Below are 22,897 nucleotides of genomic sequence, written 5' to 3'. Positions count from 1 at the left end.
CGTTCTGGTTTAATAACTTTCTTGAGAGAGGATGAAGGCGGCATTGTCCACATCCCAGTGATGCCGCCACAACAGGGATTGCGCTTCGAAACCACGCTCACCCAGAGTTCTGATCCCAGCGTATTCCGCCAGGCCTACCATGATTTCCCCGAACGCATGAGGCAGCCCCTCTCGGGACCCTTTTCTCTCCTCGAACTCCGTTACCATGGCGTACCCCATCGGCGCCGGGACGAAAAATCCCGATTCCTCTGCCACAACATCCCTGTCGCCTGTTCCGATCTTCATCAGTTGCTCAAGGCGACTGCGTTCCGGGTGAATAAGTCGATCAGAACGGTCGATCAGGGCGTGCCCGCCGCCGATTTTCTTCGCGATGGCTCCCTCCTTGCCCAACAGGGCGGGGAAGGCTTCATCCGCTGCGCTGTATCCCACGATCTGACCGCCTGCCAATCGCCCGCCTCGGAGTCTTTTCCGGAGTTTCTTGATCTGGCCCGCATTCAGTCCGGCTTCCCCATCGCAACTCAGCTCCAGAATGATGGACCACTCCAGATCCGCCAAAGCGACCGGCTGCAATGACAGGGTCGGGCCATTACTTTTATTAGCGTAGTCTTTGCCGTTGATGTAAGTCGCACTCCGCATCTGGTGGGGCTGGAATTCTTTCCTCTTATGCGGGTTCATCCGCTCTCCTCGCAGCTGGGCGTCGTGGTGGATGATCGCAACCCCGGTCGTTTCGCAGCCGATCGTATCTCCGAGGGCGTGCCCGAACATGACGGCAGCCATAATAGGGCAGGGGGAAATCATCGATGGGGTGACCAGAGCATTGGCTGCCTGCACCCTCATGTGAGAAATCGGGAGATACATCAAAGCATGGCCTCCAGCGCATCCGCGATGCGTGCAACATCCTGACCTCGGACCTGGCCGGTCCCGCCCTTGTCTTCCCGGTCCATCTTGTGAATCTGTTTCGCGAGGCTCGAAGCTTCTTGTTTTTTCCATTCACGACTTCGGCGATCTGGAAAAACCCACGGCCAGCCTGGCGCCGCCTCGTCGATCTCTGGCAGCTCATTCGATTGCTCTTCCAGCTTTCGCGCTAACGATTGTGCCTGGCTCTCGATGGCCTCAATGAGAGGCATCAGGATTTCCCTTTCCTTTTCTTTCAGTCGTTTTGTCCAGATTCTTGGCGCTTCTTCCGAATCGTCGCCACCCGGAGGGAACGTACGGGACAGGAAGCCGGTGTAAGCCTTCATCCGATCGCGCGGTATGCGATACCGAAAACCGCTGAAGCAGGCTCGGATCAGGCGTTTCTTATTGGAATCCATTTTTGGGACCATCTGTTCAAAGACCAGCGCCTGTCGGATTCCCGGCTCGTCCGTAAGACCGCTGACATTGCGCGGCCTGGTCCCACCGATACTGAAAGCCTTGACCATGTCGACGGCCCTGAGAGCCGACTTTTCCGAGCTTCTCCCTTCTTCTTTTTCTTGCTCGAACCTTTGATTCATGATCCTCTGGATTTCCGCGGACACACCCATGGCATACAGCGGCGTCACGCTTACATAGCTCGTCTCCATGCCCTGAACCGGCACGAGCAGCTGACGATTGCGGCTTTTGACCGCGTCGCCGTTGACCACTCTCCTTTCACCCTTGCCGTCTTTAAGTTCGAGGTACCGAGAACGTACGGCGTCTGCCGCCGGCTTCGAGAACGTTATCTCTGTTTTCGGATCTTCCTTCTCGCCCGCAATCTTTTGTATCTGTTTGAAGGTGATGCCGCATTGCTGTATGCCAATCCAATCGAGACGAAGTGGCCCCGCTGACGGATCGGCCATCAGGGTTCGCGCGCACACATGCGGCAGATCCGATATCCCGTCCTCCTGCTTCAGGCGGACACCCACTGCGGGGCTGATGTTGGAATTGATCACTTTTCCAGCGAAGTGAACCAAATTTTCGTCAATGAACTCCTCGATTTCCTCGCTGGACTGCGCCTCAGCGAAGTTTTTCGGCTTTCTCTCCATGCCACCTCCACCTACTCGGTTCTGCGTTCAGTTCACAGAGGCCTTTCAAAAATAGTACGATGTAAACCCTACAGGTGGATTCTGGATTTCGCAATATTGCCAGGAGAGATTTGGTGCAGATTGCCGTCGTATCCTTATGTGAAAAACGCGCCATCCAGCGAACACGCCGCGTCATGGACCGATATGCGGTGCGCTCCGGGAACAACACCTGGATGACGATGATCAGTGCGGAAGGCGCACGCGAAATCCGCAAGGCCCTGCGGAAAACCGCCACCCGAAACACGGCGGTCGCCTGTTACCAGGTCAAGCGAAGGACCTGGAGCCTTTTATGGGTGGTGGGTCGCTCCGGGGCATTTGGGCCGCATGGTGCGGTCGCGGTGTCCCATCAGAAACGGGCTCCCGCCTCGTTCGTTCCCCCTTGGGTCCGCAAGGCATCCCTGGTCGCCGGGATGGCGGGCGTGGGGCATGATGTGGGCAAGAACACATTCCGGTTCCAGGGGAAGCTGGAGGATTCGGTAAAAGGGAAGAATTCAACGGGGTCGGTGAGTGACCGGATACGACATGAATGGGTATCGACACGCGTTGTGGAGGAGTGGCGCAAGGCTCAGAAACAGGGCGCGGAGTCGGGGTCTCTGACCCGACTGGCCGATGTCTGGCCCGAGGGTCGGCATATCCGTAAGGCACCGAGCATCCTGGACGACGATGAAGGTATTGATTCCGCCGACAAAGCTGTGGATCTCGGGATACTCACGCATCATGGGTTGCTCGGCCCCTCGAAATGCAATGGGACCCTGTGTGAGCCGGATTCCAGCCGCCATGTCCGGCATGGGGATACGTTCGCGGATCAGACGGAGGATGCGTTTCGGTGCTACCGAGAAGACGGGTTTGGCCCCTATGTTGAACGTCAGCTCGAACGGTTTCGTAAGCGGCTGTCGGAATTCGAAGGCCAGGACCCGGATCTCTGGAAGGGGGTCGCCATCATCGCCCGGGCGGCCGTTATCGGTGCGGACCACGAAGTGTCGAGCGTCCGTTATCCCCGTACATCGGATCCCGAGGGCGTTTTTGCGAACACCGCAACCCATGACGGCGGTGGCTCCCGCGTTTTCAACCAACCGCTCGATTTTCACCTGTTGGGTGTCAGCCGTGACGCCCAGCGGTGGGTTTACCGTTTTGCCAACCTGAATCTGCCTGGCATGACGGCCCCCTCCAGGGAAGCCGTCCGGGAACGCTCTGGTCCGGGGCGTTTCGAATGGCAGGACATCGCTTGCGATCACCTCTCACGGTATGCGGATCATGGACCTCACCTGGTCATGAATTGCGCCGAGACGGGCAGCGGGAAAACCAGGGCTAACGTCCGCATTGCCGAATCCCTTCAAGCCCCGGGGGATCCATTCCGTCTATCCGTAGCCCTGAACCTCCGGTCCCTCACATTGCAGACGTCCGCTGCGCTCTCCGAGCAACTGCGTATCCCCGACGACGAAGTCGCCTGTCTGGTGGGCGACAGCTTTTCGCGTCAGGTTTTTGATGAGAAAGCGCACGAGTGGTCGGAAGATAATGACGAAACGGAGGGGGGTGATATCGACCTCGGGCGATCCATCGAACCGCCTGAAATGCCTCCCTGGCTCGAAAGCTGGTCCGAGCGGGATCGCCAGCCAAGCCAATGCCGGACGCTCATTGGCACTCCGATTCTTGTCTCGACGGTAGATTACCTGATCCAGGCCGGGGAGCCCGGCCGTCAGCATCACCACTTAAAGGCCTTCCTGCGGCTCATGTCGTCGGATCTTGTTCTGGATGAGATCGAAAGTTACGAGCCGGAGGCAATGGTCGCGGTGCTCCGTCTGGTCACCATAGCCGCGATGTTTGGCCGAAAGATCGTCGCGTCTTCCGCGACGCTCTCCCCGGTTGTTGCCAATGCCCTGATCCGCGCTTTTCGTTCGGGTTGTGCGATGAGGGCGGCCCTGAACGAACAGACCCTCTGCGGCAACATCTCTCTCGTCGACAATCTAACCGAACCGGAGACCTTCGATGTATCCGAAGACGACGCTGGGGATCGTTACGCGCAACGCATCCAGCGAATGATGAGCGTGATCGAAGAACGGCCGGCAACCCATCGGGCGATGATCCAGTGCATTCCGGACGAAGACGACGATCCGAAAAGCCGTTTTGAGTTGGCCGTAGCCAATGCAATCCGTCAGATGCACGAGAACACCGCATGGCATCACCCGTCTGGGAAGCGCGTGTCCTTCGGAGTCGTGCGTGTCGCCAATGTGCGGCCGTGCGTCGATTTGACTCGACGCCTAAACCGTCGACACGGCATCTTTGCGTCGTCCTACCACTCTTTTGACGTCAAAGGCCGAAGAGCGGCGAAGGAGCGCAGGATGGATCATCTGTTCACCCGCAAAGGCGATGACCCTCTGGCAACGGATGACTCCACTGATCACTGGATTCGCGACTCGGAATTCGATGACGTGACCTTCCTGGTCGTTGCAACCCCAGTGGAAGAGATTGGTCGTGACCACGATTTCGATTTCGGCGTCATCGAACCATCCAGCATCTCTTCGATTGTGCAGTTAGCGGGTCGCGTTAATCGTCATCGACGCGTAACGACTGCAGTGCCTAACATCGCGATTCTGGATCGAAACCTCCGATCCCTCCGGAAGCCGACCGAGACCTGCTTCGTCCGCCCTGGAAATGGGGATCGGTTCAGCGATGAAGAAAAGACTCGGCACTCAATGACGGATCTCCTCAACACAGGCGGCGAATCTTTTTCATCCGAGGACTTTCCCTTGACCTCTACGCTGAAATTCGGCTCGACATCCACGCCCAAAACGCCGTTTGCCGATCTTGATGACCGCGCGGTTGAGAGGGCGATGTTTGACGGGATGAATGCGATTCAATCGCGGGACGGACATGAAAAAGACTGGATAAGCCTCGCACATTACGAGAAGTTCCCCCTTCGGGATAATAAAACTATTCTCCTTCGTTTCGTAAAACAAGATGAGCACTGGTCTCTAAAAAACGTCACAAGCACGATTCTCGACCCGGTCAAGGATGTCTCTGTCGTTGAAGGTTCTCCTTCCTGGCTGTCCCAAAGCCTTGATGATGTTCGCCGTGAGTTCCGAGAATATGGCGATCGTGCGATGGAAATCGAGTGCGGGGCGTATGTTCTTGATTCGATGATTCAGTTTGATGATCGGGAAGGCGGCCGTTAAGCCGCCAACATTGCTAATGATTTTCCCGCCATGCGGCGGATAACGAATGCACTCACTCCGGGTGATCGCCGGTATTCTTCTAAGCCGCCATGCGGCGGATAACGTGGGTGCAGGCTCGTGGTCAGCCTCGGGGACCTTCTAAGCCGCCATGCGGCGGATAACCGGCCGAACGTGCATGCGTCGGCACACCGGGTCTTCTAAGCCGCCATGCGGCGGATAACGGATCGACCGGCACCCAGCGTAAGTTCCGCATCTTCTAAGCCGCCATGCGGCGGATAACAATGGTGAGAGTCCAGCGTGGTACGCGGCGCTCTTCTAAGCCGCCATGCGGCGGATAACAATGGTGAGAGTCCAGCGTGGTACGCGGCGCTCTTCTAAGCCGCCATGCGGCGGATAACGAAACCGGCAAGACCCCACGACGCCAGGTGACCTTCTAAGCCGCCATGCGGCGGATAACCACTGAAGTACGGATCCCGCCGATCAGCGTGACTTCTAAGCCGCCATGCGGCGGATAACGGCCGGGCCGACATCATCGGTCAGGCGTGGTTCTTCTAAGCCGCCATGCGGCGGATAACGGGCGGTGAAACCGTCGCGATGGTCCGCGCAACTTCTAAGCCGCCATGCGGCGGATAACCCGGAGGGCCGCGCAAACCCCTGCCGCGCGGTCTTCTAAGCCGCCATGCGGCGGATAACAACCGGTCGATTCCTGAACGTGCCAAACCACTCTTCTAAGCCGCCATGCGGCGGATAACCGGGAGCGCGGCGACATGAGCCACGGCACGGTCTTCTAAGCCGCCATGCGGCGGATAACACGGGTCGAGCAGAACCGGAACGACTACGCATCTTCTAAGCCGCCATGCGGCGGATAACCGCTCCGCGGTCTGGCCGGGCCGATCCGCTCCCTTCTAAGCCGCCATGCGGCGGATAACGGTTTTTCTGTGCCCATCAACCCCCGGCGTGGCTTCTAAGCCGCCATGCGGCGGATAACGGAGTCTTTGCTCCCGCCCATCTGCTCCGGATCTTCTAAGCCGCCATGCGGCGGATAACATCACCCAAAGGCGCATCACGGAGCCATTCACCTTCTAAGCCGCCATGCGGCGGATAACTGAAGATGCCCCCGGAGGGGGGTCTGGGGGGACTTCTAAGCCGCCATGCGGCGGATAACAGTGAAGCACTCCGACTGGATCGGCATGACCTCTTCTAAGCCGCCATGCGGCGGATAACGGAACCAGGTCAGCCGGGTCGGCGGTCTCAAACTTCTAAGCCGCCATGCGGCGGATAACAAGAAGGCGATATACGCGCGGTATGCGTCGATCTTCTAAGCCGCCATGCGGCGGATAACAGACGATTCCACCATGTCATGCCGATCCAGTCCTTCTAAGCCGCCATGCGGCGGATAACGACGACTGGCAGCTCGAGCTGCTGGAAGAGATCTTCTAAGCCGCCATGCGGCGGATAACAGACGCTGGCTTCCATCCATGTCACCCGGCATCTTCTAAGCCGCCATGCGGCGGATAACAGCCGGTTCCACCAGGTCATGCCCACATGGTCCTTCTAAGCCGCCATGCGGCGGATAACATCATTGGGGAGGGTGATAGCTGGGCGGTGGACTTCTAAGCCGCCATGCGGCGGATAACGCGTTCGCTCGCGATCAGCTCCAGCACTACGACTTCTAAGCCGCCATGCGGCGGATAACCCCCTTTGGCCGGGTGTGCTGCTCCTGGTCCTCTTCTAAGCCGCCATGCGGCGGATAACGGTCGGAGTGCTCATTCACGTCCCGGATCGCCTTCTAAGCCGCCATGCGGCGGATAACGCTTACCGACGCATGCACGCGCGTCCGGGTGTCTTCTAAGCCGCCATGCGGCGGATAACGCATATCAGCCTGTGATATGCGCCCACACTGCCTTCTAAGCCGCCATGCGGCGGATAACCGAGTACCCGAACTCGCCTCTACACCCGAGGACTTCTAAGCCGCCATGCGGCGGATAACTGGCTCATCCCTGGATGAGCCACCCACCGATGCTTCTAAGCCGCCATGCGGCGGATAACGCCCAGGGCGAGACCTGGTGCGTTCAGGTCGACTTCTAAGCCGCCATGCGGCGGATAACGAAATCGAGCAGATTCGCCGGAAGCTGGCGCACTTCTAAGCCGCCATGCGGCGGATAACCGAGGATCCACCTCTCCGCCCGAATCCTCGATCTTCTAAGCCGCCATGCGGCGGATAACGGGATACGGAAGCTGTCGTCGAAGCCCATCAGCTTCTAAGCCGCCATGCGGCGGATAACTGGCTCATCCCTGGATGAGCCACCGCGCGGCACTTCTAAGCCGCCATGCGGCGGATAACGGAGCGAGCGGACCATGCGGCGCGAAGCGCCGCTTCTAAGCCGCCATGCGGCGGATAACGCTTCAGTACGAGATGGGCCTCCGCATCGAGGCTTCTAAGCCGCCATGCGGCGGATAACCCGGAGGGCCGCGCAAACCCCTGCCGCGCGGTCTTCTAAGCCGCCATGCGGCGGATAACACGGCGCATTTTATCGTAAACCTCTCTTTCGATTAACGAAAGACGCACAAACACCCGAAATACGATGTTTTCTGTACGGTCTTTGTAAGCGATTGATTTTTCGATCATCTCATATCCCGCACTTCCAACATCGTATTTCTTGGTGCTACCAATCCGCGCCGCAGTGCTCCGCCTATAGCCGCGCAGCGGCTTAGGGGGTGGTGAAGCGGCGCAGGGCGGTCCCGCCAGAAAAATTGCATCAATGGATGCTCGGCGTATATTGGAGCCACGATGGTTCAGCGCAAAGTCACATACCGGCTTTATCCCACGGCGGAACAACTGGCCGCCCTGGAGCACCAGCGTTGGGTCCATTGCCTGTTGTGGAATGAGGCGCTGGCCGAACGGCGCCGGGCCTGGGGCGAGCGTCGGGAATCACTGAAGTTCTCGGATCAGTGCAAGATTCTGACGAAGTGGCGCCATCAGTCGAAATTGCTTCGCGGTCTCAATGCCCAGTCCGAACAGGTCACGCTCAAACGCCTGGACCTGGCGTTCAAGCATTTCTTTCGCCGGGTGCAAAACGGCGAGACGCCGGGGTTTCCCCGTTTCAAGCCGCTGCATCGCTTCAAGGGCTGGGGGTACAAAAACCACGGTGACGGCTGGAGCCTGATCACCAACGAGCGCATGAAACACGGCACCCTGCGCCTGTCCGGCATCGGCAAGGTGGCCATTCGCGGCAAACCCCGCACACCGGGCACCCCGAAGACCTGCGAGATCATCCGGCTCGGCGGGCGTTGGTACGCCAGTATCACGCTGGACTGCGAACCGGAGCGGGAGCGCGGCGATCAACTCGGCGGACTGGACTGGGGCGTTGAGACCTTTGCCACCATGGCGACCCCCGAGGGGACCGAAACCATCGACAACCCGCGCCACATGGCCCGGACCCTGGGCGAGATCCGACGGGTCCAGCGGGATATCTCCCGCAAGGAGGAGGCGGCGAAGAAGGCGTCCGGCAGGACGCGCCGCTTCCCGGTCTCCAACCGGCTCCAGCGGCAATACGAGCGCCTGCGCCGCCTTCACCGCAAGGTGGCGAATCAGAGAAACGATTTTCTGCACCAGACGACGGCGCGGCTTGTTGGGCAATTCGCCGTCCTGGGACTGGAGGCGCTGAACATCCGCAACATGACCGCCTCCGGCGGTCCGTACAAAAAGGGCCTGAACCGCAGCATCCTCGATGCCGCCGGCGGGGCTTTTCATCAACGGCTCGGGTACAAAGCGGAGGAGGCTGGTGCCTGGGCGATGGAGGCCCCGACGCGGCAGCTCAAGCCCTCGCAGACCTGCCACGCCTGCGGGCGTCAGGAGAAGAAGCCGCTCGGCCAGCGGCACCATGCGTGTGCCTGTGGCGCGTCCTGCTCGCGGGACGAAAACGCCGCCCGGGTCCTGATGGCCTGGGCCGAGCAGCAAGTCATTCGGTCGGGAACCGGGCCGACGCGTGGAGGGCGGTAAGACCGGATCATCCCCGGATGATCCGGCACGCCCCGTGAAGCGCAAAACTCACGCCATAGCCTGAAAGGCTTGGCGGGAGTAGTTCATATCCATGCGCCGCACGCCAGCCCGATCACTCTTCGCTACCGTTGTCGCTGTTGTCACCGTTGCCGTTGCCGCCGTTCGCTAGACCCCCTGCATCACTACCCACGACCAACCGGCCACGGACACCACCGCCGCGGCCCACCACTGGACCTGGAACGAAGTCTTGCGGGTCTTGTGCCGAAACTGGCGCTGGGCCGTGAAGCCGGCCGGGAATCCACCCGCCAGATCGACCGCCAGCAACATCTTTTCGGGGATTCGCCCGTGGCCCTGACGCGCCATGTGCTTGTCGAACGCATAGAGGGCGTAGGACACCAGATTGAAAACGGCGAGTGCGATGAGCATCCCGCCTGCGAGCGATGGGGTCAATTCCATGGGGCCTTCCCTGGACAGGCGGCGGGACCGTGCCCGCCGCCGTGAGCATTGCGATGGCCCTTAGAGATCCTTCAGGGCCGTGGCCGGCTTGAAGGCCGCGACGTTTTTCGCCGGCACCTGCACCTTGCCGCCGCTGGCGGGGTTGTGCGCCTCGCGGGCCTCGCGATGCCGCGTCTCGAATGTGCCGAAGTTGTGGATGCGGACCTTGTAGCCGTCTCCTTTCCGCAGGTGATCCTCGATCTTCTGGAAGGTTGCTTCGATCACTTCCTTCGCTTGGGTTTTCGAGAGGCCGGCCAAGTCCGCCACCGTTTCCACCAGTTCACCCTTTCCGATCGTATTGTTGTCCATCAATTTGAACTCCTTTCGTTGATTCAGAACATGCCTCCCCGGGGTGTTGCGGCAACCGTTTTTACCCCGATCGGGCCACTTCATCTTCGTGCCATTCGCCGGCAAGCGCAATTTTCAGCCGGGTTTGACGAGTACGCAGTGTATCGCAGATTCCCCCTCGGTAAAGAGCCCCGTGACCAATTTCCTTCCTCCATTCGTCTTTTCATTGGCACTATCGTCCGTATCGGCACCCGTTTCCCGCTCGCATAAAAATCGACACCCTCCCCGGATTTGATAGATTGTTTCCGAAGGCATTCTTGATCCGATGAAGCAACGGGATTCCGGCCCAATCCGGACAATGGAGAAGCGAAATGCAGGACTCGAAAGAAACCATGAACAATCCGACTGGCAAGACCATCGAGATCCCGGTTGGCTCCGGCTGGACGATCTCTCTGTACAGACAACAGCCCGATGGTCGCTATGTGGGTGCCCGCAGCTCGGCTCCTGCGGATGAGGTTCCGAATGCGATCGACTCGCTGGTGCTTGCGCACGCGGTTGCCGGGATCGACGTGCTGGACGAGCGGTACATCGAAGGGCTGAAAACGGCTCTGGAAGCGCACGGGAACCACTGCGACGAAGACGACTGGGACGACGACGTGCCCGAGGAGGGCCGCTTCGATGAATAAGCCAGCCTGCTTGAGCCATCTTGCCCGCTTCCAGGTCCCGCTCCCCGTCGAGCGGATCACACGGGAGTCTCTGGAAGAACTGGCAACGTCCGGCGATCTCGATGAGGAAACCCGGGATGTGATCCGGCGGGTACTGGCCGTCCACGGTGACGGCCCGATCGAGGGGTACGGACTGTTCTTTGGCCCGTTCGTGGCGGCCGGCATCTCCCTCCAGGGGTACGCTCGCGGGGCTCGTCTACAGATCCCTAAAGGGGTGCAGGTTTCGTGTGTTCACGAAGACCCCTCAACCAATCGGCGCAAGCGGACGGTCCATGTTCAGCATGCCTACGCCGGGTTTATCAACGAGCCCTATATCAGCCCGGCGTACGTCGTCTGGGCCGGGAGCGGCGGTCGCTGGTGTAAAGCGGATCTGGATTCCATCCTCGGCGCAGGCGGCGGCCTGCTGGAAGCGGATCAACCGGAACGGAGGTATGCGTGATGCCGATCTATCGACCCATTCGTGTGCAGAGGTCCCCGGATGGAGGCCCGCTGTCGGCGGAAGGAAAAGCCGTTTTTCTGCAGGGAACCCTCGACCGAAGCCTCGATGTCCGGGTGTTCTCGGGCGAAGAAGTGCTGAACGGTTCGCTGCAACTGGAGCCCGAAGCCATCGTCATTGGATCGGTGGAAGTCCTGCACGCGCACTGGCGGCAACACGACTGCCCGATCCCCGAAGACATCGACTACCCGGAGCCGCTGCGTCCTTTTCTGAAACGCGAAGTCCAGCCGAAAACGCTGGGGGAGGCTCGTCGGGAACCGCACTGTGTTTTCGTGAAGCCGCAGCGCGGTAAGGCGTTCGACGCGGGGGTGCTGGATCCGGCCGTGTCGTCCGAACACTGGCCCGGCGCCGGTTGGCCGGATTCCACGCCGGTCTGGACTTCCTCGGTGTTCGACCCGCACGCGGAGTACCGCGTCTATGTCCACCAGGGGCGTATGCGCGGCGCGGTTCGCTATGACCCGAACGACACGCCGCCACCGGGCGCTCTGGATATGTCCGTCATCATGGAGGCCATCGAGGCCTGGCGTTGCTCCGAAGAGGACCCGATGCCGGCGGGCTGCGCGCTCGACTTCGCGGTGGACGGGGAGGGCGATACCGTACTGGTGGAGGCGACCGATGGATGGGCCATCGGCTTCTATTCGGGGTTCGACCCCCGGGAGTACCTGCGGCTGGTCGCCGCCCGCCAGGCCCAGATCACGGGGCATTCGCTTCCGGTCTCTTAACCTTCAGCGTTCTCTTCGCTACGATCCGGGCGTCCTGTTGCATCAAGGAGGAAGCGCCGGATGTACCGGATCATTCAGGGAACGGACTGCATCGAATGCCATACCAGCCAAGAAGCGTACCAAACGCTGCGTTCACGGTTTCCCGGCGGGAATGCCACTGTTTCGTTTGAACGCCCTCGCGGTGCTTACTGGCGCATTTCGGTCCACGTTCCGTCCACGCCGCACGACCCCATCGTGCATACCTCTTTTTTCGATTCGTCCCCGCTGAACCTCGAGGTGGACTTTCACTCCATTTCGGAAAGCCATTCATTCTGATTTTCGCTCTGCTCTAAGCAATCATTCCTTCGTTCAAAAAATCGACAGGATGCTTCCTTTAGGTACGGTGGTTCTGAACCCCAACCGAAGAGGAAAGATCGCATGTCGAACCTGAATCCCAACGCTCCGGCCTGGACACCCACCTCGGGTCGCCCGCCGACGATCGAATCCCGAAGCGGTCGGGTGACGCTCCGCGCCATCGACTTCGCCAATATCGCCTGGTGCATGGATGCGTGTCAGGGTATCGAGGGCCCGGTCGAGATCGGGGCACTGAAAGCCGTCACCGAGTCCCTGGAAGCGGCGCGGCGAGAACTCGAATCCATCAGCCAGGTACGCAACGGGGCGTTCTATCGAAACCCCCAGATGGATGCCGCGATCGCCATGGTTCGCGGGGACGACCCGGACCGCCGTGCGCCGGAGCCGATCCCGGATCCGCGCGAGGAAAACGACCGCCAGCTTCGGCAATGCCGCGAGGCGTTGGATGTGATCCTGTCGCGCCACCCGGAACTGCAAAGCGCCACCTTCGGGGAGGACCGGGAAACCATCGGCAATCTGCGTGCGGCCCTGGGAACGCACCGGGAGGCGACGACATGACCCTGCGATTCCACGACCCCCGGGATTACCTCGGGCGACCCGTTCAGCGCCGCGAGTCATCCGACAGCGTTCCGGTCGGCGGCTCGGTCCACCTGTACAGCGATGGGAGCGTGGCCCCGGACTTCAGCCGTGTCAGCGCAGCCCTGGTGGTCGTGGACGGACATCACCGACGAAGTTTCTGGCGCGTGGAGGGGCCGGAGGCGTTCCCCGGCGGCCGCCAGCTCAGTTCCCTTGAAGCGGAACTGCTGGGACTCTGGATGGCGACGGAATATGCCGTCTGGGCGGGCCGCCCGGTCACCATGCACGGCGATCATCTGGCGCTTGTCTCGTCGCTGGCGGCGTCAGTCGGGATACGCGGCGCCAACCCGGCGCGGCCGGCATCCATCCCCGGCCGGATTCGCCAATCCATCTATCTCCAGCGGGCTCTCTCCAACCTTCGACTCATGGCGGGTCGCATCCGTCTGCTCCATGGGAACGACCGCCATTACCTCGATATTCGGGCTGCCCACCATCTGGCCCGGCACGCGATCAAGGGCAAAGCCGAAGGTGCTTTCTTCGACCCTTCCCAGTCGGACTTCGCGGGCACTTATGCGCCGCCTGGTGCCTCTGGTCCGCCATCCAAAGGGGGTTCACAGAAGGGCGGGAAAACGGCCCAGGGTAACAAGAAGTCCCAGGGCCAGCCCTCCAAGTCCGGTGCCTCGGGTTCGCCTGCCAAAAAGAAAAGCCAGGCGAACTCTTCCAGCGGCCAGAAGGCGCAGCCTGCGGCTTCTTCAGCGAGTCCTAAATCCTCGGCCCCGAAGCCGTCGAAATCGTCGAAGGGCTCCGGCAAGAAGAAAGCCAACCCGAAACAATCGGGTGCCTCGTCGTCCAGGTCCAACGCGAACACTCAGTCGAAACCGAAATCTTCGCCCGCCACGAAATCCTCTAAATCGAAACCTCGAAACACCCGATCAAAACAGAGCGTTCCAAAAGAACAGGCAGTGTGTTCCTGATGCGATGATCTTTTCGTCCCGCTTCGTTTTGCAGCAACGAGGCGGGTCTTTTTTCTTAAAATCACCCCCCTGAAGAAATCGACACATGGCCTTCTTTCGGTATTCTTGAGTCCGTTGATTTCATCCCTTCCGGATAAAGCAAAAACAGGTTTCGGCCCTTAGCCGCAAAGACACCGAAAGGAGCTATTCTTATGTCGATCCAAGCGAATCTCACTGCGCTGCGTCTGCTGGCGGATCTGGACGCGAACCCGCGTGATCTCTCGGATGCCGAACGTGCCGATCTGCTGGCCTACAGGGGCTGGGGTGCCCATGCCGCGGTCTTCGATCCCGCGAAGGACGAGCACGAAGGCGTGCGTCGTGAACTGCGCCAGCTGGTCTCGCCCGACGAGTACGACGCCATGCAGGCATCGGTGCTGGACGCGTATTTCACGCCGCCCGAGCTGATCCGCGCGATGTACGATGGAGTGCGCCGTCTCGGTTTCGAGGGCGGCAAGGTGCTGGAGCCGACCGTAGGGGCGGGCGCGTTCATCGAACACGCCCCCGATGATCTGGCGGCCTCGATGTCGTTCACCGGGATCGAACTCGATCCGGTGAGCGCGCGCATCGCCGGTTACCTGTACCCGGATCACCATGTCCTCAACCGCTCGTTCGAGTCCACGCCGCTTCAGGCGGATTCGTATGATATGGCGATCGGGAACCCGCCCTATGACCGGCATACGGTCGATGACCTGTCCGGCAAGACGCCGTCCGGCCCGATCCATACCTTCACCATCGCCAAGGCCATGAGCCGGGTGCGTCCGGGCGGTCTGGGCGCGTTCGTCGTGTCCCGGTACACCCTGGACGGAGAAAACGCCGCGCTCGACTGGCTCCGGGCCCGGACGCGCCTGATCGCAGCGTATCGCCTGCCAACCAACGTGTTCCGTTCAGCGGGGGCCGAGGTGGTCACCGACGTGGTGTTCCTGCAGCGCGTGGACCCGGATAACGGCGTCGAACACAACGCCGATGAATGGTCGGAGAAGGATGGCTGCGTGATCCACGGCCAGGATGGCACCGACGCGATCTGCGGCTATTTCGATTTTCGTCCGGGGCACCTGATCGGCACCCCGGAGGTGAAGACGAACCAGTACATGCGTCCCGCCTTCACGCTCGAAGATGCGGCCCCGGGCTGGCTGGACGGCCTGACCCATCGCATCGAACAGGATCTTGAGCCGGTGATGACCGGGGAGGGGGTCGAGGACGAGGCGGACCCCTCGATTGTTCCCGACGCGCCCGCCGCCGTATTCGGGTTCGCGCAGGATCGGGAAACCGGCGACGTGGTTCAGCGGCTGCCGGATCATGCCGATCAGGCGCGTTGGTGCCGTGTTCCGGGCATCAAGGGGGCTCGCCTGAAGCGGATGAACGCCATGCGGGATCTGCGCGACCGTCTGCGCGATCTGCTGGATGCGGAATCCTCCGACGCCCCGGAAAGCCGCATCGAGTCCATGCGCGATGAACTGCGCGAGAACTACCGTGCATTCGTCAAACGCTTCGGGGCGATCCATGCCCGGGCCAACGCCAGCGTGTACCGCGAAGACCCGGATTATGCGCTGATCCAGGGTCTGGAACTAGACTACGACCCCGGCCTGACGGCCGCGCAGGCGGCCAAGGAGGACGACGAGCCGCGCGATCCCTCCTGGCGCGAATCGGACATCCTGCATCGCCGCACCATCCATCCGTCTCGGGACCATCAGCGCCCGCAAACCCCGGAGGCGGCACTTCTGGACTCCCTGACGTACAAGGGCGGTGTGGACTTTCCGTACATGGAGCAGCGCAGCCGCATCGACAGTGCCACGCTCATGGAGGCTCTAAAGGGGCAGGTCTTCCCGGCGGATGCGTATTTCACGCGCTGGGAGACGCGGAACCGTTACCTGTCGGGCAACGTCCGCGAAAAGCTGGAGAAGGCGAAGTCGCTGGCTGAAACGCAGCCGATCTTTGAAGCGAACGTGGAAGCCCTCGAATCGGTGCTGCCCGAGTGGATTCCGGCTTCGGACATCACCGTGCCGGTGGGCGCGGCCTGGCTGCCGCCGGACGTGATGACGGACTTCATGCGGCACATGGTGGACGCCGAGCCGCCGAACGATCCGCGCTATGTGGCGGGGCAGTGGCATTTCCCGAAGGTGACCCGACTCAATCACGCCAAGAACCAATCCGTTTGGGGCGGCCCCGAGGACTGGCCGTTTTGCCGGATCTTCGAGGCCCTTTGCAACCATCATCGTCTGGCGGTCTTTGAGCGGGATTGGGAAGGCAAGCGGGTTCAGAACATGGACCTGACCCGTCAGCTCGAAAACCGCGCGCGGGAGATTCGGGAGGCGTGGGACGAATGGATCATGGACGACGCCGACCGCCGCGAACGCCTGGAGTCCATCTACAACGAGAACTACAACTGCTTCGTTGAGCCCCAGTACGACGGTACGTTCCTGCTGGACGATGATGGAACCCTGCCGGGTTCCTCGCGGGCGTTCGTCTACGACCGCCACCAGATCAACGCGGCCTGGCGCGTGGCGCAGGATGGCACGGCGCTGATCGACCATGTGGTGGGGGCTGGCAAGACCCTGACCGCGATCACCGGGGCCTTCCTCGCCAAGCGCATGGGGCGGGTCAACAAGCCGTGCTTCGTGGTCCCCGGCCACCTCGTCGGCCAGTGGGCGGATGAATACCGCAAGGCGTTCCCGGATGCCCGCGTGCTGGCGGCCTCGGAAGAAGAATTCGCCGGCAATAAGCGGTCCCGCCTGTTCTCGCGCATCGCCCTGAACGACTGGGACGCCATCATCATTCCGCACTCGTCGTTCCAGTTCATCGAAATGCCGGCGCACGAGAAGACGCGCCACCTCGACGAAATGCGGGAATCGCTCGAAGCAGCGATCCGGGAAGCCCAGCAAATGGACGATTCGCGGGACACCCTGCGATCGATGGAACGCGCCAAGAAGCGGATCAACAACCGCATCGAATCGTTGATCGAAAAGGCTCCGAAGGATCGGACCGTCACGGTGGATGCCATGGGCATCGATTCGATCGTGGTGGACGAGTACCACAAGTCCTACAAGAACCTGTTTTATTTCACCGGCCACCAGGACGTGGGCGGTCTGGGCAAGCCGGATGGCTCGATGGCTTCGCTCGACCTGCTCCTGAAGGGTCGGTGGGTGCAGGAAACCGAGGGTGAAGGTGGCCTGGTCCTGCTGTCAGGCACGCCGATCTCGAACAGCGTGTCCGAAATGTACACGGTGCTGCGGTTTCTGGCGATGGACGAACTGAAGGCGATGGGCATTGACCAGTTCGATGCCTGGGCGTCCCTGTTCGCCACCCCGACTTCGGCCTACGAGCTTTCGAGCAGCGGCAAGTACAAGCTCAAGACCCGGTTCCGGGAGTTCAACAACCTGCCCGAACTCATGCGGCTGTATCGCCGGTATGCCGACGTGATCCATACGCCGGACCTGAAGGCGATCTATGCCGATAAAGGGAAGGAGTGGCCGACGCCGGAAATCCGCACGGGTGAGCCGATCATGGTTCACGCCGAACGCAGCGCCACCCAGTCGCGGATGATGGATGACATCGTGGAACGGGCCGACAACCCGCCGAGTGACCCCAAGCAGGACAACGCCCTGAAAATTTTCTCGGACGCCGGGAAAATCGCGCTCGACCCCCGGATGATCGAGCCGAGCGCGCCCGATTATGCCTTCTCGAAGATCAACGAGTGCTGCCGCAACGTCTGCCATGAATACCTGAACTGGAACCATGTGCGCGGGACGCAGTTGATCTTTCTCGACAGCGGCACGCCGAAGGCCGAAGCCGACGAGAACATGGATCTGTACAGCGACATCCGGGAAAAGCTGGTGGCCCTGGGCATCCCGCGCCGCGAGATCGCTTTTATCCACGAGGCCCCGACGCCGAAGAAGAAAAAGGATCTGTTTCGCCGGATGCGCTGCGGCGATCTCCGGGTGCTGATCGGCACGACGGCGAAGATGGGCGAGGGCATGAACGTACAGGAACGCCTCGTCGCCAAGCACGACCTCGATGCGCCATTCCGTCCGTCCGACGTGGAACAGCGCGACGGTCGGATCATCCGTCGCGGGAACGCGCTGCGCGACTCCGAACCGGATTTCGCCGTGGCCCTGTACCGTTACGGGACGATGAAGACGCTGGATGCGATGCGCTGGGCGATCCTCGAAACCAAGGCGCACTTCATCGGTCAGGTCCGCAAGGGATCGGTGAACGATCGCACCGTCAGTGACGCCGAAACGGAAGCGGCGGAAAGCGGCTTTGCGGCGATGAAGGCCGAACTCTCCGGCAATCCGCTCATCCTCGAACACTTCGAGAAGCACGAGGAATACAAAAACCTCAAGAGCATTGAGCGGGGGGAGAAGCGAGCCCGGCACAAGGCCGAATCGACGTTGAGTGACGAAGCGAAGCGCCGGGCCTCGCTGGAACGCATGGAATACCTGATGCGGCAGGATCTGGACACGCTGAACACCCACGGTGATGATCTCGTGCTGGCTTCCCCTCATGGCGGCTCGGTGTCCCACCAAGGGGATCGCAAGGCCTTCGTCGCCCACTTGGAGAAAGCGGTGTCCGAAGGGCTGAGCCAGTCGAAAAAGGTTCTGCGTAGCCGAGGGTTCCTGCTGGGTCAGCTCAATGGCCTGAATCTGGAACTGTACCTTTCCCCCGGCGAGCAGCCGGAGTTCTGGCTGCGCGGCCAGGGCGCGTCCGATGTCACCGGCTACAAGATGGGGGAGCGTATCAGTCCCACGGGGTTGGTCCGCCGCCTGTCCAATATCGTCCATGACCTGCGCTCGAACATCGAACCCCGCATTGAGCGGAAGTGGCAGGCCTTCCACGACGAAATGGCGGGCGCTCGGGACGTGCTGAACCGGGAACCGAAGGTGACGCGGGAAGACCTGGATCGGGTCGCCCACCGGATTCAGGAGATCGAGGCCGAACTGTCGGAACAGTCCGCCTCGCGCGCCGAGAACGCCGATGCGGTGGAGGCCGAGCCCGAAATGACCTTCAGCGAATGGCTGGCGGAAAACGGCCCCATCGTGACGCCGGAGGCGTTGGCCCCAACGGCGGAACCGGCTGTCATCGATGCCGATGATGAACCGCTGCCGGAGACCGGGACGGTGGAGGACGATGCGGCGGCGCTCGCCCTGGAAACGGAGGATGCCGAAGCCTTCGACGCGGGATCGGTCGATCCGATCATTGGTACTCGCCCACCGAAGCAGGGCGAAACGCTGGATCTTTTCGCCGACGCAGCGGCGGCGTAACGGAATACACCGGGGAGGCGGCAGGCCTCCCCGCGATCACGGAAGGAGCGAGCATGAATTACGGACCCTTTTTCTCGGTCTCCCCGACGGATGAAGGTTTCCTGGTGACTCGATGGCATCCGGTCACCCGCAAACGGCTCACCCGCTGGGTGCCGGGCACCGGGACGGATGCGCTGCGCAAGGCACTGACCGTCCGAAACGAACTGTATGTCGAGCGGCCGTTTTCCGCGAAGGCGATCAGCCTGTTGGTCCCCACGATGAATGATGAACGGTCCCGGACGAATACCGGCTATGCCCGGATCACGCATCTGTACCACCGGGGAAAGCCACTGTTCCAGGTTCTCCACCGTTCAGTCGAGACGGGTTGCCAGCACGTTCGCCGGTTCCCGTATCGACCCGACGGCTCCGGGGCGGACCGTTCTCAGGCCCTGACGCGGGCGCTGGCGTTTCGTCGGGACAACGTGCGCGCGGTGCGGCCCATCATCGAGGCGTACAACGAGGCGACACGCACACTGTTTCTGGAGCAGGCGGAGCGTGAGGTCGAAGACCTCTGGCCACGGCTGCATGACCTCCAGGTATTCTCGCCGTCACGCTGGCTGTCCAGCCGGAACCAGGTCGAAGGGGTCGTCCCGGACGTTTCGCTGGAGGAAGGTTAATCCTCGCCGGGTTTTACGCGGTCGGAAAATCGACAAACCGGCGGCGCCTGGTAATCTGGTTCCTGAATCGAAACCAACCGTCCACGAACCTGGCGGGCGGCGGATTCCGGCCCACAGCCGGAAAAAAGGCAAATACCATGTCCGATCAATACGACGACCAGATGGTGATCCCCGGCCTGGGCGATTCGCTGGGCGTGGATCTGCGCGAATCCTCGCGGTCGCCCTCCGAGGACGGCGTGTATTTCTCGGCCCCCAGCGTGGACCTCGACCAGTACGACCGGGTCGTGCTGTGCATGTCCGGCGGCAAGGATTCCATCGCCAGCCTGGCCCACCTGCTGGACGAGGGCGTGGATCACGGATCGGTCGAGTTGTGGCACCACGACGTGGACGGCCGCGAGGGCTCAACGCTGATGGACTGGCCGTTCATGGCGGACTACAACCGCAAGCTGGCGGATGCTTTCGATCTCCCGCTGTACTTCTCCTGGCTGGAAGGGGGCTTCGAGGGCGAAATGCTCAAGGAGAACAGCTACGGTCGCCCGCATAAGATCGAGACGCCCGAGGGCCTGGTGACGCTGGATCGGGATACCCGTCGCGCGAAACCGGGCACTCGCCTGAAGTTCCCCCAGGTGTCCGCCAGCCTGCAAACCCGCTGGTGCAGTTCAGCGCTCAAGATCGACGTGGGCCGCCGCGCCCTGAACAACCAGTCGCGCTTCGACGGCAAGCGGGTACTGTTCGTGACCGGGGAGCGCCGCGAGGAAAGCACCAACCGGGCGAAGTACAACCAGCTGGAGCCCCATGCCTGCGACCGCCGATCCGGACGCAAGGCGCGGCATGTGGACGCATGGCGACCCGTTCTGCACTGGTCGGAGGAGCAGGTCTGGGATGCGCTGAAGCGCCATGGTGTGCTGCCGCCCGTACCGTACCGGCTGGGATGGGGCCGCTCGTCCTGCATGAAGTGCATCTTCAACGACCCGACCATCTGGGCCACGCTGCGCGAACACTTCCCCGGCAGTCTGGACGACATCGCCGCCTATGAGGATCGCTTCGGGACCACGATTCACCGCAGTCGCATCCCGATCAAGGATGTTTCCCGGCAGGCGGAGCCCCTGTCCATTCAGGACACCGAAGTACTCGATCAGGCCCTTCGGACCGAATACACGCTGCCGGTTCGTTCGGAACCGGATGAATGGTTCATGCCCACCGGGGCGTTCTCCCGTTCGGGGTGCGGTCCGAGCTAGGTGCCTGGGCGGGGGTCGGTGGCCCGTTAAAAAATCGACACCACGGCGATAAATGGAATATTGACCCTGAAGCGACGACGAATTGCTCGCGTCAATTCGGGCGATGAATGCGGCTCAAAGCCGAAAGGAGTGCAACGTCATGGGTTATACGCACCAATACACGCAGCAGCGCGATTTCACCGATCAAGAGTGGAGTCGCCTGATGATGGCTTTCTCCCGGCTGTGTCAGGAAATGCCGTCCAGCAGCCGTTCGGCGGGCGGTTATTACTCGAACGATCCGTTGGCGATTGACGATCAGGAAGGCGGGGACCCGGTTTGCGACGAAGAAAGGATCCTGTTCAACGGAGCACCGGAACCGCTGTCCCATGAAACCTTTTTGCTGACCCGGTTCCGGGAGCGGATGGATCCCGATTCCCCGATCCCGCAGGGTTTCTGGTTCTGCAAAACGGATCGCAAGCCCTACGACCTGATGGTCTGTGCAACCCTGCTTATGGCCGCCAAGGTTGCTCCGGGCGTGCTCGAAATCCGTTCGGACGGTACACCCGAAGACTGGCAGCCCGCCCGAGACTTCGTGGAGCACGTCTTCAAGGTTCATCCTGACCTACTGGAGCCCCCGGCGTCGCCCGAGGCGTAGCTTTCAGGGAAAAATCGACAGCACGCCAGGGAATGGCATAATAATCCTGCAGTAACGACGAACCGCCCGCGTCCTTTCGGGCGATGAATTCGGCTCAAAGCCGGAAGGATCAATCTCGCAATGGATAACACGCAAGATCAATTCGATCATTCGGGTTCAACGCTTACGCTGGAGCTGACCCTTACCGCTAAATACGACCCTAACGGAGTAAATCCCGACCACCTTTATGACAATCTTCACCAAATGGTGAGGATGGCTATTGAGGAAGGTCTTCTGACGGATGGCACGAATGCCGAATTGAATGAATGGTCATCTTATGTACGAAAAGTCGCGGCAGACTAAGAAATCGACAAATCCGCAAAAAATGGCATATTGACCCTGAAGCGACGACGAACCGCCCGCGTCCTTCCGGGCGGCGGACAACCGGCCCGAAGCCGGTAGGAGCAATCTCGCAATGAATGACGAAAATCGGTCCAATGAGAACCCGGAAACCCTGGTTTCCGTTCCCGTCCATGCACTCCGCCAGGTACTCGATCTGGCCGAAATGGGCCGCGATGATCGTTCGGAATACCTGAACTCGTTCTATGGTCGGGTGGATTACGGTGCGGAACTGGATGATGCGCTCGATACCCTGGCCGCTCAGGATCGCGCGATGGACACCCTTCGGAACTGCCTCAAGCGGTCGGAGGAATCCGATAACCACCATCCGGATTCCGGCAGCGATGAAGTGATCGAAAAGGCCTATACCGTGGTGTTCCAGTTGCCGGACTTTCTGCCCGGTTGCGGGGGAGGCGACACATGCGTCTGGGTTAGCCACACCCACGGGCGCTTTTGGTCGGACGCTGTCCGAAATGCCGCTTACGCCGCCTGTGACGCCATCGACGGCATCGAGGACAAGTATGATCTGGCTGTTCTGCTGGCCTTCGAGGGCCACCACCAGGACCGGGTCGAGGCGAATTCGACTCTACACGCGACGGCACCGGAAGACGGTTCTGGATACTGGGACGAAGACCCGGACTTTACGGTCGAGGACTGGCAGTACGAAGTCGGCAATGATGACACCCGCGAAAGTTACTGGGGTTGGGTCGCGAAGCAACGCGAAGCCGCCAGGGAAGAAGCCGCGATTTAACCCGATGACCAGGTGAGTATCGACTAAAAAATCGACAGGCCGGGATGCTCTGGCATCCTGGTCCTGCGACACGACGAACCGCCCGCGTCTTTCCGGGC

At 61.1% G+C, this 22,897-nt stretch carries 18 protein-coding genes and 1 CRISPR repeat array; of the genes, 14 read left to right on the top strand and 4 right to left on the bottom strand.

Annotation, left to right across the window (positions count from 1 at the left end; translation table 11 throughout):
• Nucleotides 1–9: 9 nt before the first annotated feature.
• Nucleotides 10–858 carry a hypothetical protein gene (locus tag F787_RS0114640; RefSeq protein WP_019022907.1) on the bottom strand — a complete coding sequence of 283 codons (849 nt, stop codon included), beginning with the start codon at nucleotides 856–858 and terminating at the stop codon, nucleotides 10–12.
• Nucleotides 858–2,003 (bottom strand): type I-F CRISPR-associated protein Csy1, encoded by a 1,146-nt coding sequence (locus F787_RS16930; protein WP_028492674.1) that lies wholly within the window; start codon nucleotides 2,001–2,003, stop codon nucleotides 858–860. Before F787_RS16930 ends, F787_RS0114640 begins: the two co-directional genes overlap by 1 nt.
• A 113-nt stretch (nucleotides 2,004–2,116) precedes the next feature.
• On the opposite strand from F787_RS16930, the gene cas3f reads away from it, so the two are divergent.
• Nucleotides 2,117–5,215 (top strand): type I-F CRISPR-associated helicase Cas3f, encoded by a 3,099-nt coding sequence (cas3f, locus tag F787_RS0114630; RefSeq protein WP_196801944.1) that lies wholly within the window; start codon nucleotides 2,117–2,119, stop codon nucleotides 5,213–5,215.
• 17 nt (nucleotides 5,216–5,232) lie between these two features.
• Nucleotides 5,233–7,736: direct repeats of the CRISPR family, unit length 27 nt; unit sequence CTTCTAAGCCGCCATGCGGCGGATAAC.
• A gap of 270 nt (nucleotides 7,737–8,006) precedes the next feature.
• Nucleotides 8,007–9,218 carry an RNA-guided endonuclease TnpB family protein gene (locus F787_RS0114625; protein ID WP_028492672.1) on the top strand — a complete coding sequence of 404 codons (1,212 nt, stop codon included), beginning with the start codon at nucleotides 8,007–8,009 and terminating at the stop codon, nucleotides 9,216–9,218.
• 165 nt (nucleotides 9,219–9,383) lie between these two features.
• Here F787_RS0114625 and F787_RS0114620 read toward each other — a convergent pair whose 3' ends face one another.
• Both F787_RS0114620 and F787_RS0114615 read right to left on the bottom strand, forming a co-directional pair.
• Nucleotides 9,384–9,674 (bottom strand): DUF1294 domain-containing protein, encoded by a 291-nt coding sequence (locus tag F787_RS0114620; protein ID WP_028492671.1) that lies wholly within the window; start codon nucleotides 9,672–9,674, stop codon nucleotides 9,384–9,386.
• Between the two features lie 60 nt (nucleotides 9,675–9,734).
• On the bottom strand, nucleotides 9,735–10,022 hold the full coding sequence (locus F787_RS0114615) for an HU family DNA-binding protein (protein ID WP_042806054.1): 288 nt from the start codon (nucleotides 10,020–10,022) through the stop codon (nucleotides 9,735–9,737).
• Between the two features lie 371 nt (nucleotides 10,023–10,393).
• On the opposite strand from F787_RS0114615, the gene F787_RS15925 reads away from it, so the two are divergent.
• From F787_RS15925 to F787_RS15905, 12 genes are all read left to right on the top strand, one after another.
• Nucleotides 10,394–10,687 carry a hypothetical protein gene (locus F787_RS15925; RefSeq protein ID WP_155989642.1) on the top strand — a complete coding sequence of 98 codons (294 nt, stop codon included), beginning with the start codon at nucleotides 10,394–10,396 and terminating at the stop codon, nucleotides 10,685–10,687.
• Nucleotides 10,680–11,165 carry a hypothetical protein gene (locus tag F787_RS0114605; RefSeq protein WP_155989641.1) on the top strand — a complete coding sequence of 162 codons (486 nt, stop codon included), beginning with the start codon at nucleotides 10,680–10,682 and terminating at the stop codon, nucleotides 11,163–11,165. Before F787_RS15925 ends, F787_RS0114605 begins: the two co-directional genes overlap by 8 nt.
• Complete coding sequence (locus F787_RS16215; RefSeq protein WP_051246203.1) at nucleotides 11,165–11,944, top strand: ATP-grasp domain-containing protein; 780 nt, start codon at nucleotides 11,165–11,167, stop codon at nucleotides 11,942–11,944. The genes F787_RS0114605 and F787_RS16215 overlap by 1 nt, the downstream gene beginning before the upstream one ends.
• Nucleotides 11,945–12,004: 60 nt before the next feature.
• Nucleotides 12,005–12,259 (top strand): hypothetical protein, encoded by a 255-nt coding sequence (locus F787_RS0114595; protein ID WP_028492668.1) that lies wholly within the window; start codon nucleotides 12,005–12,007, stop codon nucleotides 12,257–12,259.
• A gap of 102 nt (nucleotides 12,260–12,361) precedes the next feature.
• Nucleotides 12,362–12,853 carry a hypothetical protein gene (locus tag F787_RS15915; RefSeq protein ID WP_051246201.1) on the top strand — a complete coding sequence of 164 codons (492 nt, stop codon included), beginning with the start codon at nucleotides 12,362–12,364 and terminating at the stop codon, nucleotides 12,851–12,853.
• On the top strand, nucleotides 12,850–13,845 hold the full coding sequence (locus F787_RS16925) for a hypothetical protein (protein ID WP_155989640.1): 996 nt from the start codon (nucleotides 12,850–12,852) through the stop codon (nucleotides 13,843–13,845). Before F787_RS15915 ends, F787_RS16925 begins: the two co-directional genes overlap by 4 nt.
• A gap of 191 nt (nucleotides 13,846–14,036) precedes the next feature.
• Nucleotides 14,037–19,142: a DEAD/DEAH box helicase family protein gene (locus F787_RS0114575; RefSeq protein ID WP_028492665.1), complete on the top strand. Its 5,106-nt coding sequence runs from the start codon at nucleotides 14,037–14,039 to the stop codon at nucleotides 19,140–19,142.
• Nucleotides 19,143–19,195: 53 nt separating this feature from the next.
• Nucleotides 19,196–19,798: a hypothetical protein gene (locus tag F787_RS17275; RefSeq protein WP_231373470.1), complete on the top strand. Its 603-nt coding sequence runs from the start codon at nucleotides 19,196–19,198 to the stop codon at nucleotides 19,796–19,798.
• Between the two features lie 137 nt (nucleotides 19,799–19,935).
• On the top strand, nucleotides 19,936–21,036 hold the full coding sequence (locus F787_RS0114565; protein ID WP_028492663.1) for a phosphoadenosine phosphosulfate reductase family protein: 1,101 nt from the start codon (nucleotides 19,936–19,938) through the stop codon (nucleotides 21,034–21,036).
• A gap of 139 nt (nucleotides 21,037–21,175) precedes the next feature.
• Nucleotides 21,176–21,670 (top strand): hypothetical protein, encoded by a 495-nt coding sequence (locus F787_RS15910; protein WP_051246198.1) that lies wholly within the window; start codon nucleotides 21,176–21,178, stop codon nucleotides 21,668–21,670.
• Nucleotides 21,671–21,790: 120 nt separating this feature from the next.
• The gene (locus F787_RS16920; RefSeq protein WP_155989639.1) at nucleotides 21,791–22,012 is read left to right on the top strand and encodes a hypothetical protein; all 222 of its coding nucleotides are present in this window, start codon (nucleotides 21,791–21,793) and stop codon (nucleotides 22,010–22,012) included.
• A 112-nt stretch (nucleotides 22,013–22,124) separates the two neighbouring features.
• Nucleotides 22,125–22,799, top strand: coding sequence for a hypothetical protein (locus F787_RS15905; protein ID WP_042806053.1), 675 nt, complete (start codon nucleotides 22,125–22,127; stop codon nucleotides 22,797–22,799).
• Nucleotides 22,800–22,897 lie beyond the last annotated feature (98 nt).

Origin of the sequence: Thioalkalivibrio sp. ALE19 (assembly GCF_000428605.1) — a bacterium.
Taxonomy (GTDB): domain Bacteria; phylum Pseudomonadota; class Gammaproteobacteria; order Ectothiorhodospirales; family Ectothiorhodospiraceae; genus Thioalkalivibrio.
This window is presented reverse-complemented; position numbering and strand designations above follow the sequence as displayed.

Bases quoted from the DNA above. Each gene is read 5' to 3' on its own strand.
- F787_RS0114640 (WP_019022907.1), bottom strand. From the start codon at position 858: ATGTATCTCCCGATTTCTCACATGAGGGTGCAGGCAGCCAATGCTCTG.
- F787_RS16930 (WP_028492674.1), bottom strand. From the start codon at position 2,003: ATGGAGAGAAAGCCGAAAAACTTCGCTGAGGCGCAGTCCAGCGAGGAA.
- F787_RS0114625 (WP_028492672.1), top strand. From the start codon at position 8,007: ATGGTTCAGCGCAAAGTCACATACCGGCTTTATCCCACGGCGGAACAA.
- F787_RS0114620 (WP_028492671.1), bottom strand. From the start codon at position 9,674: ATGGAATTGACCCCATCGCTCGCAGGCGGGATGCTCATCGCACTCGCC.
- F787_RS0114615 (WP_042806054.1), bottom strand. From the start codon at position 10,022: ATGGACAACAATACGATCGGAAAGGGTGAACTGGTGGAAACGGTGGCG.
- F787_RS15925 (WP_155989642.1), top strand. From the start codon at position 10,394: ATGAACAATCCGACTGGCAAGACCATCGAGATCCCGGTTGGCTCCGGC.
- F787_RS0114605 (WP_155989641.1), top strand. From the start codon at position 10,680: ATGAATAAGCCAGCCTGCTTGAGCCATCTTGCCCGCTTCCAGGTCCCG.
- F787_RS16215 (WP_051246203.1), top strand. From the start codon at position 11,165: ATGCCGATCTATCGACCCATTCGTGTGCAGAGGTCCCCGGATGGAGGC.
- F787_RS0114595 (WP_028492668.1), top strand. From the start codon at position 12,005: ATGTACCGGATCATTCAGGGAACGGACTGCATCGAATGCCATACCAGC.
- F787_RS15915 (WP_051246201.1), top strand. From the start codon at position 12,362: ATGTCGAACCTGAATCCCAACGCTCCGGCCTGGACACCCACCTCGGGT.
- F787_RS16925 (WP_155989640.1), top strand. From the start codon at position 12,850: ATGACCCTGCGATTCCACGACCCCCGGGATTACCTCGGGCGACCCGTT.
- F787_RS0114575 (WP_028492665.1), top strand. From the start codon at position 14,037: ATGTCGATCCAAGCGAATCTCACTGCGCTGCGTCTGCTGGCGGATCTG.
- F787_RS17275 (WP_231373470.1), top strand. From the start codon at position 19,196: ATGAATTACGGACCCTTTTTCTCGGTCTCCCCGACGGATGAAGGTTTC.
- F787_RS0114565 (WP_028492663.1), top strand. From the start codon at position 19,936: ATGTCCGATCAATACGACGACCAGATGGTGATCCCCGGCCTGGGCGAT.
- F787_RS15910 (WP_051246198.1), top strand. From the start codon at position 21,176: ATGGGTTATACGCACCAATACACGCAGCAGCGCGATTTCACCGATCAA.
- F787_RS16920 (WP_155989639.1), top strand. From the start codon at position 21,791: ATGGATAACACGCAAGATCAATTCGATCATTCGGGTTCAACGCTTACG.
- F787_RS15905 (WP_042806053.1), top strand. From the start codon at position 22,125: ATGAATGACGAAAATCGGTCCAATGAGAACCCGGAAACCCTGGTTTCC.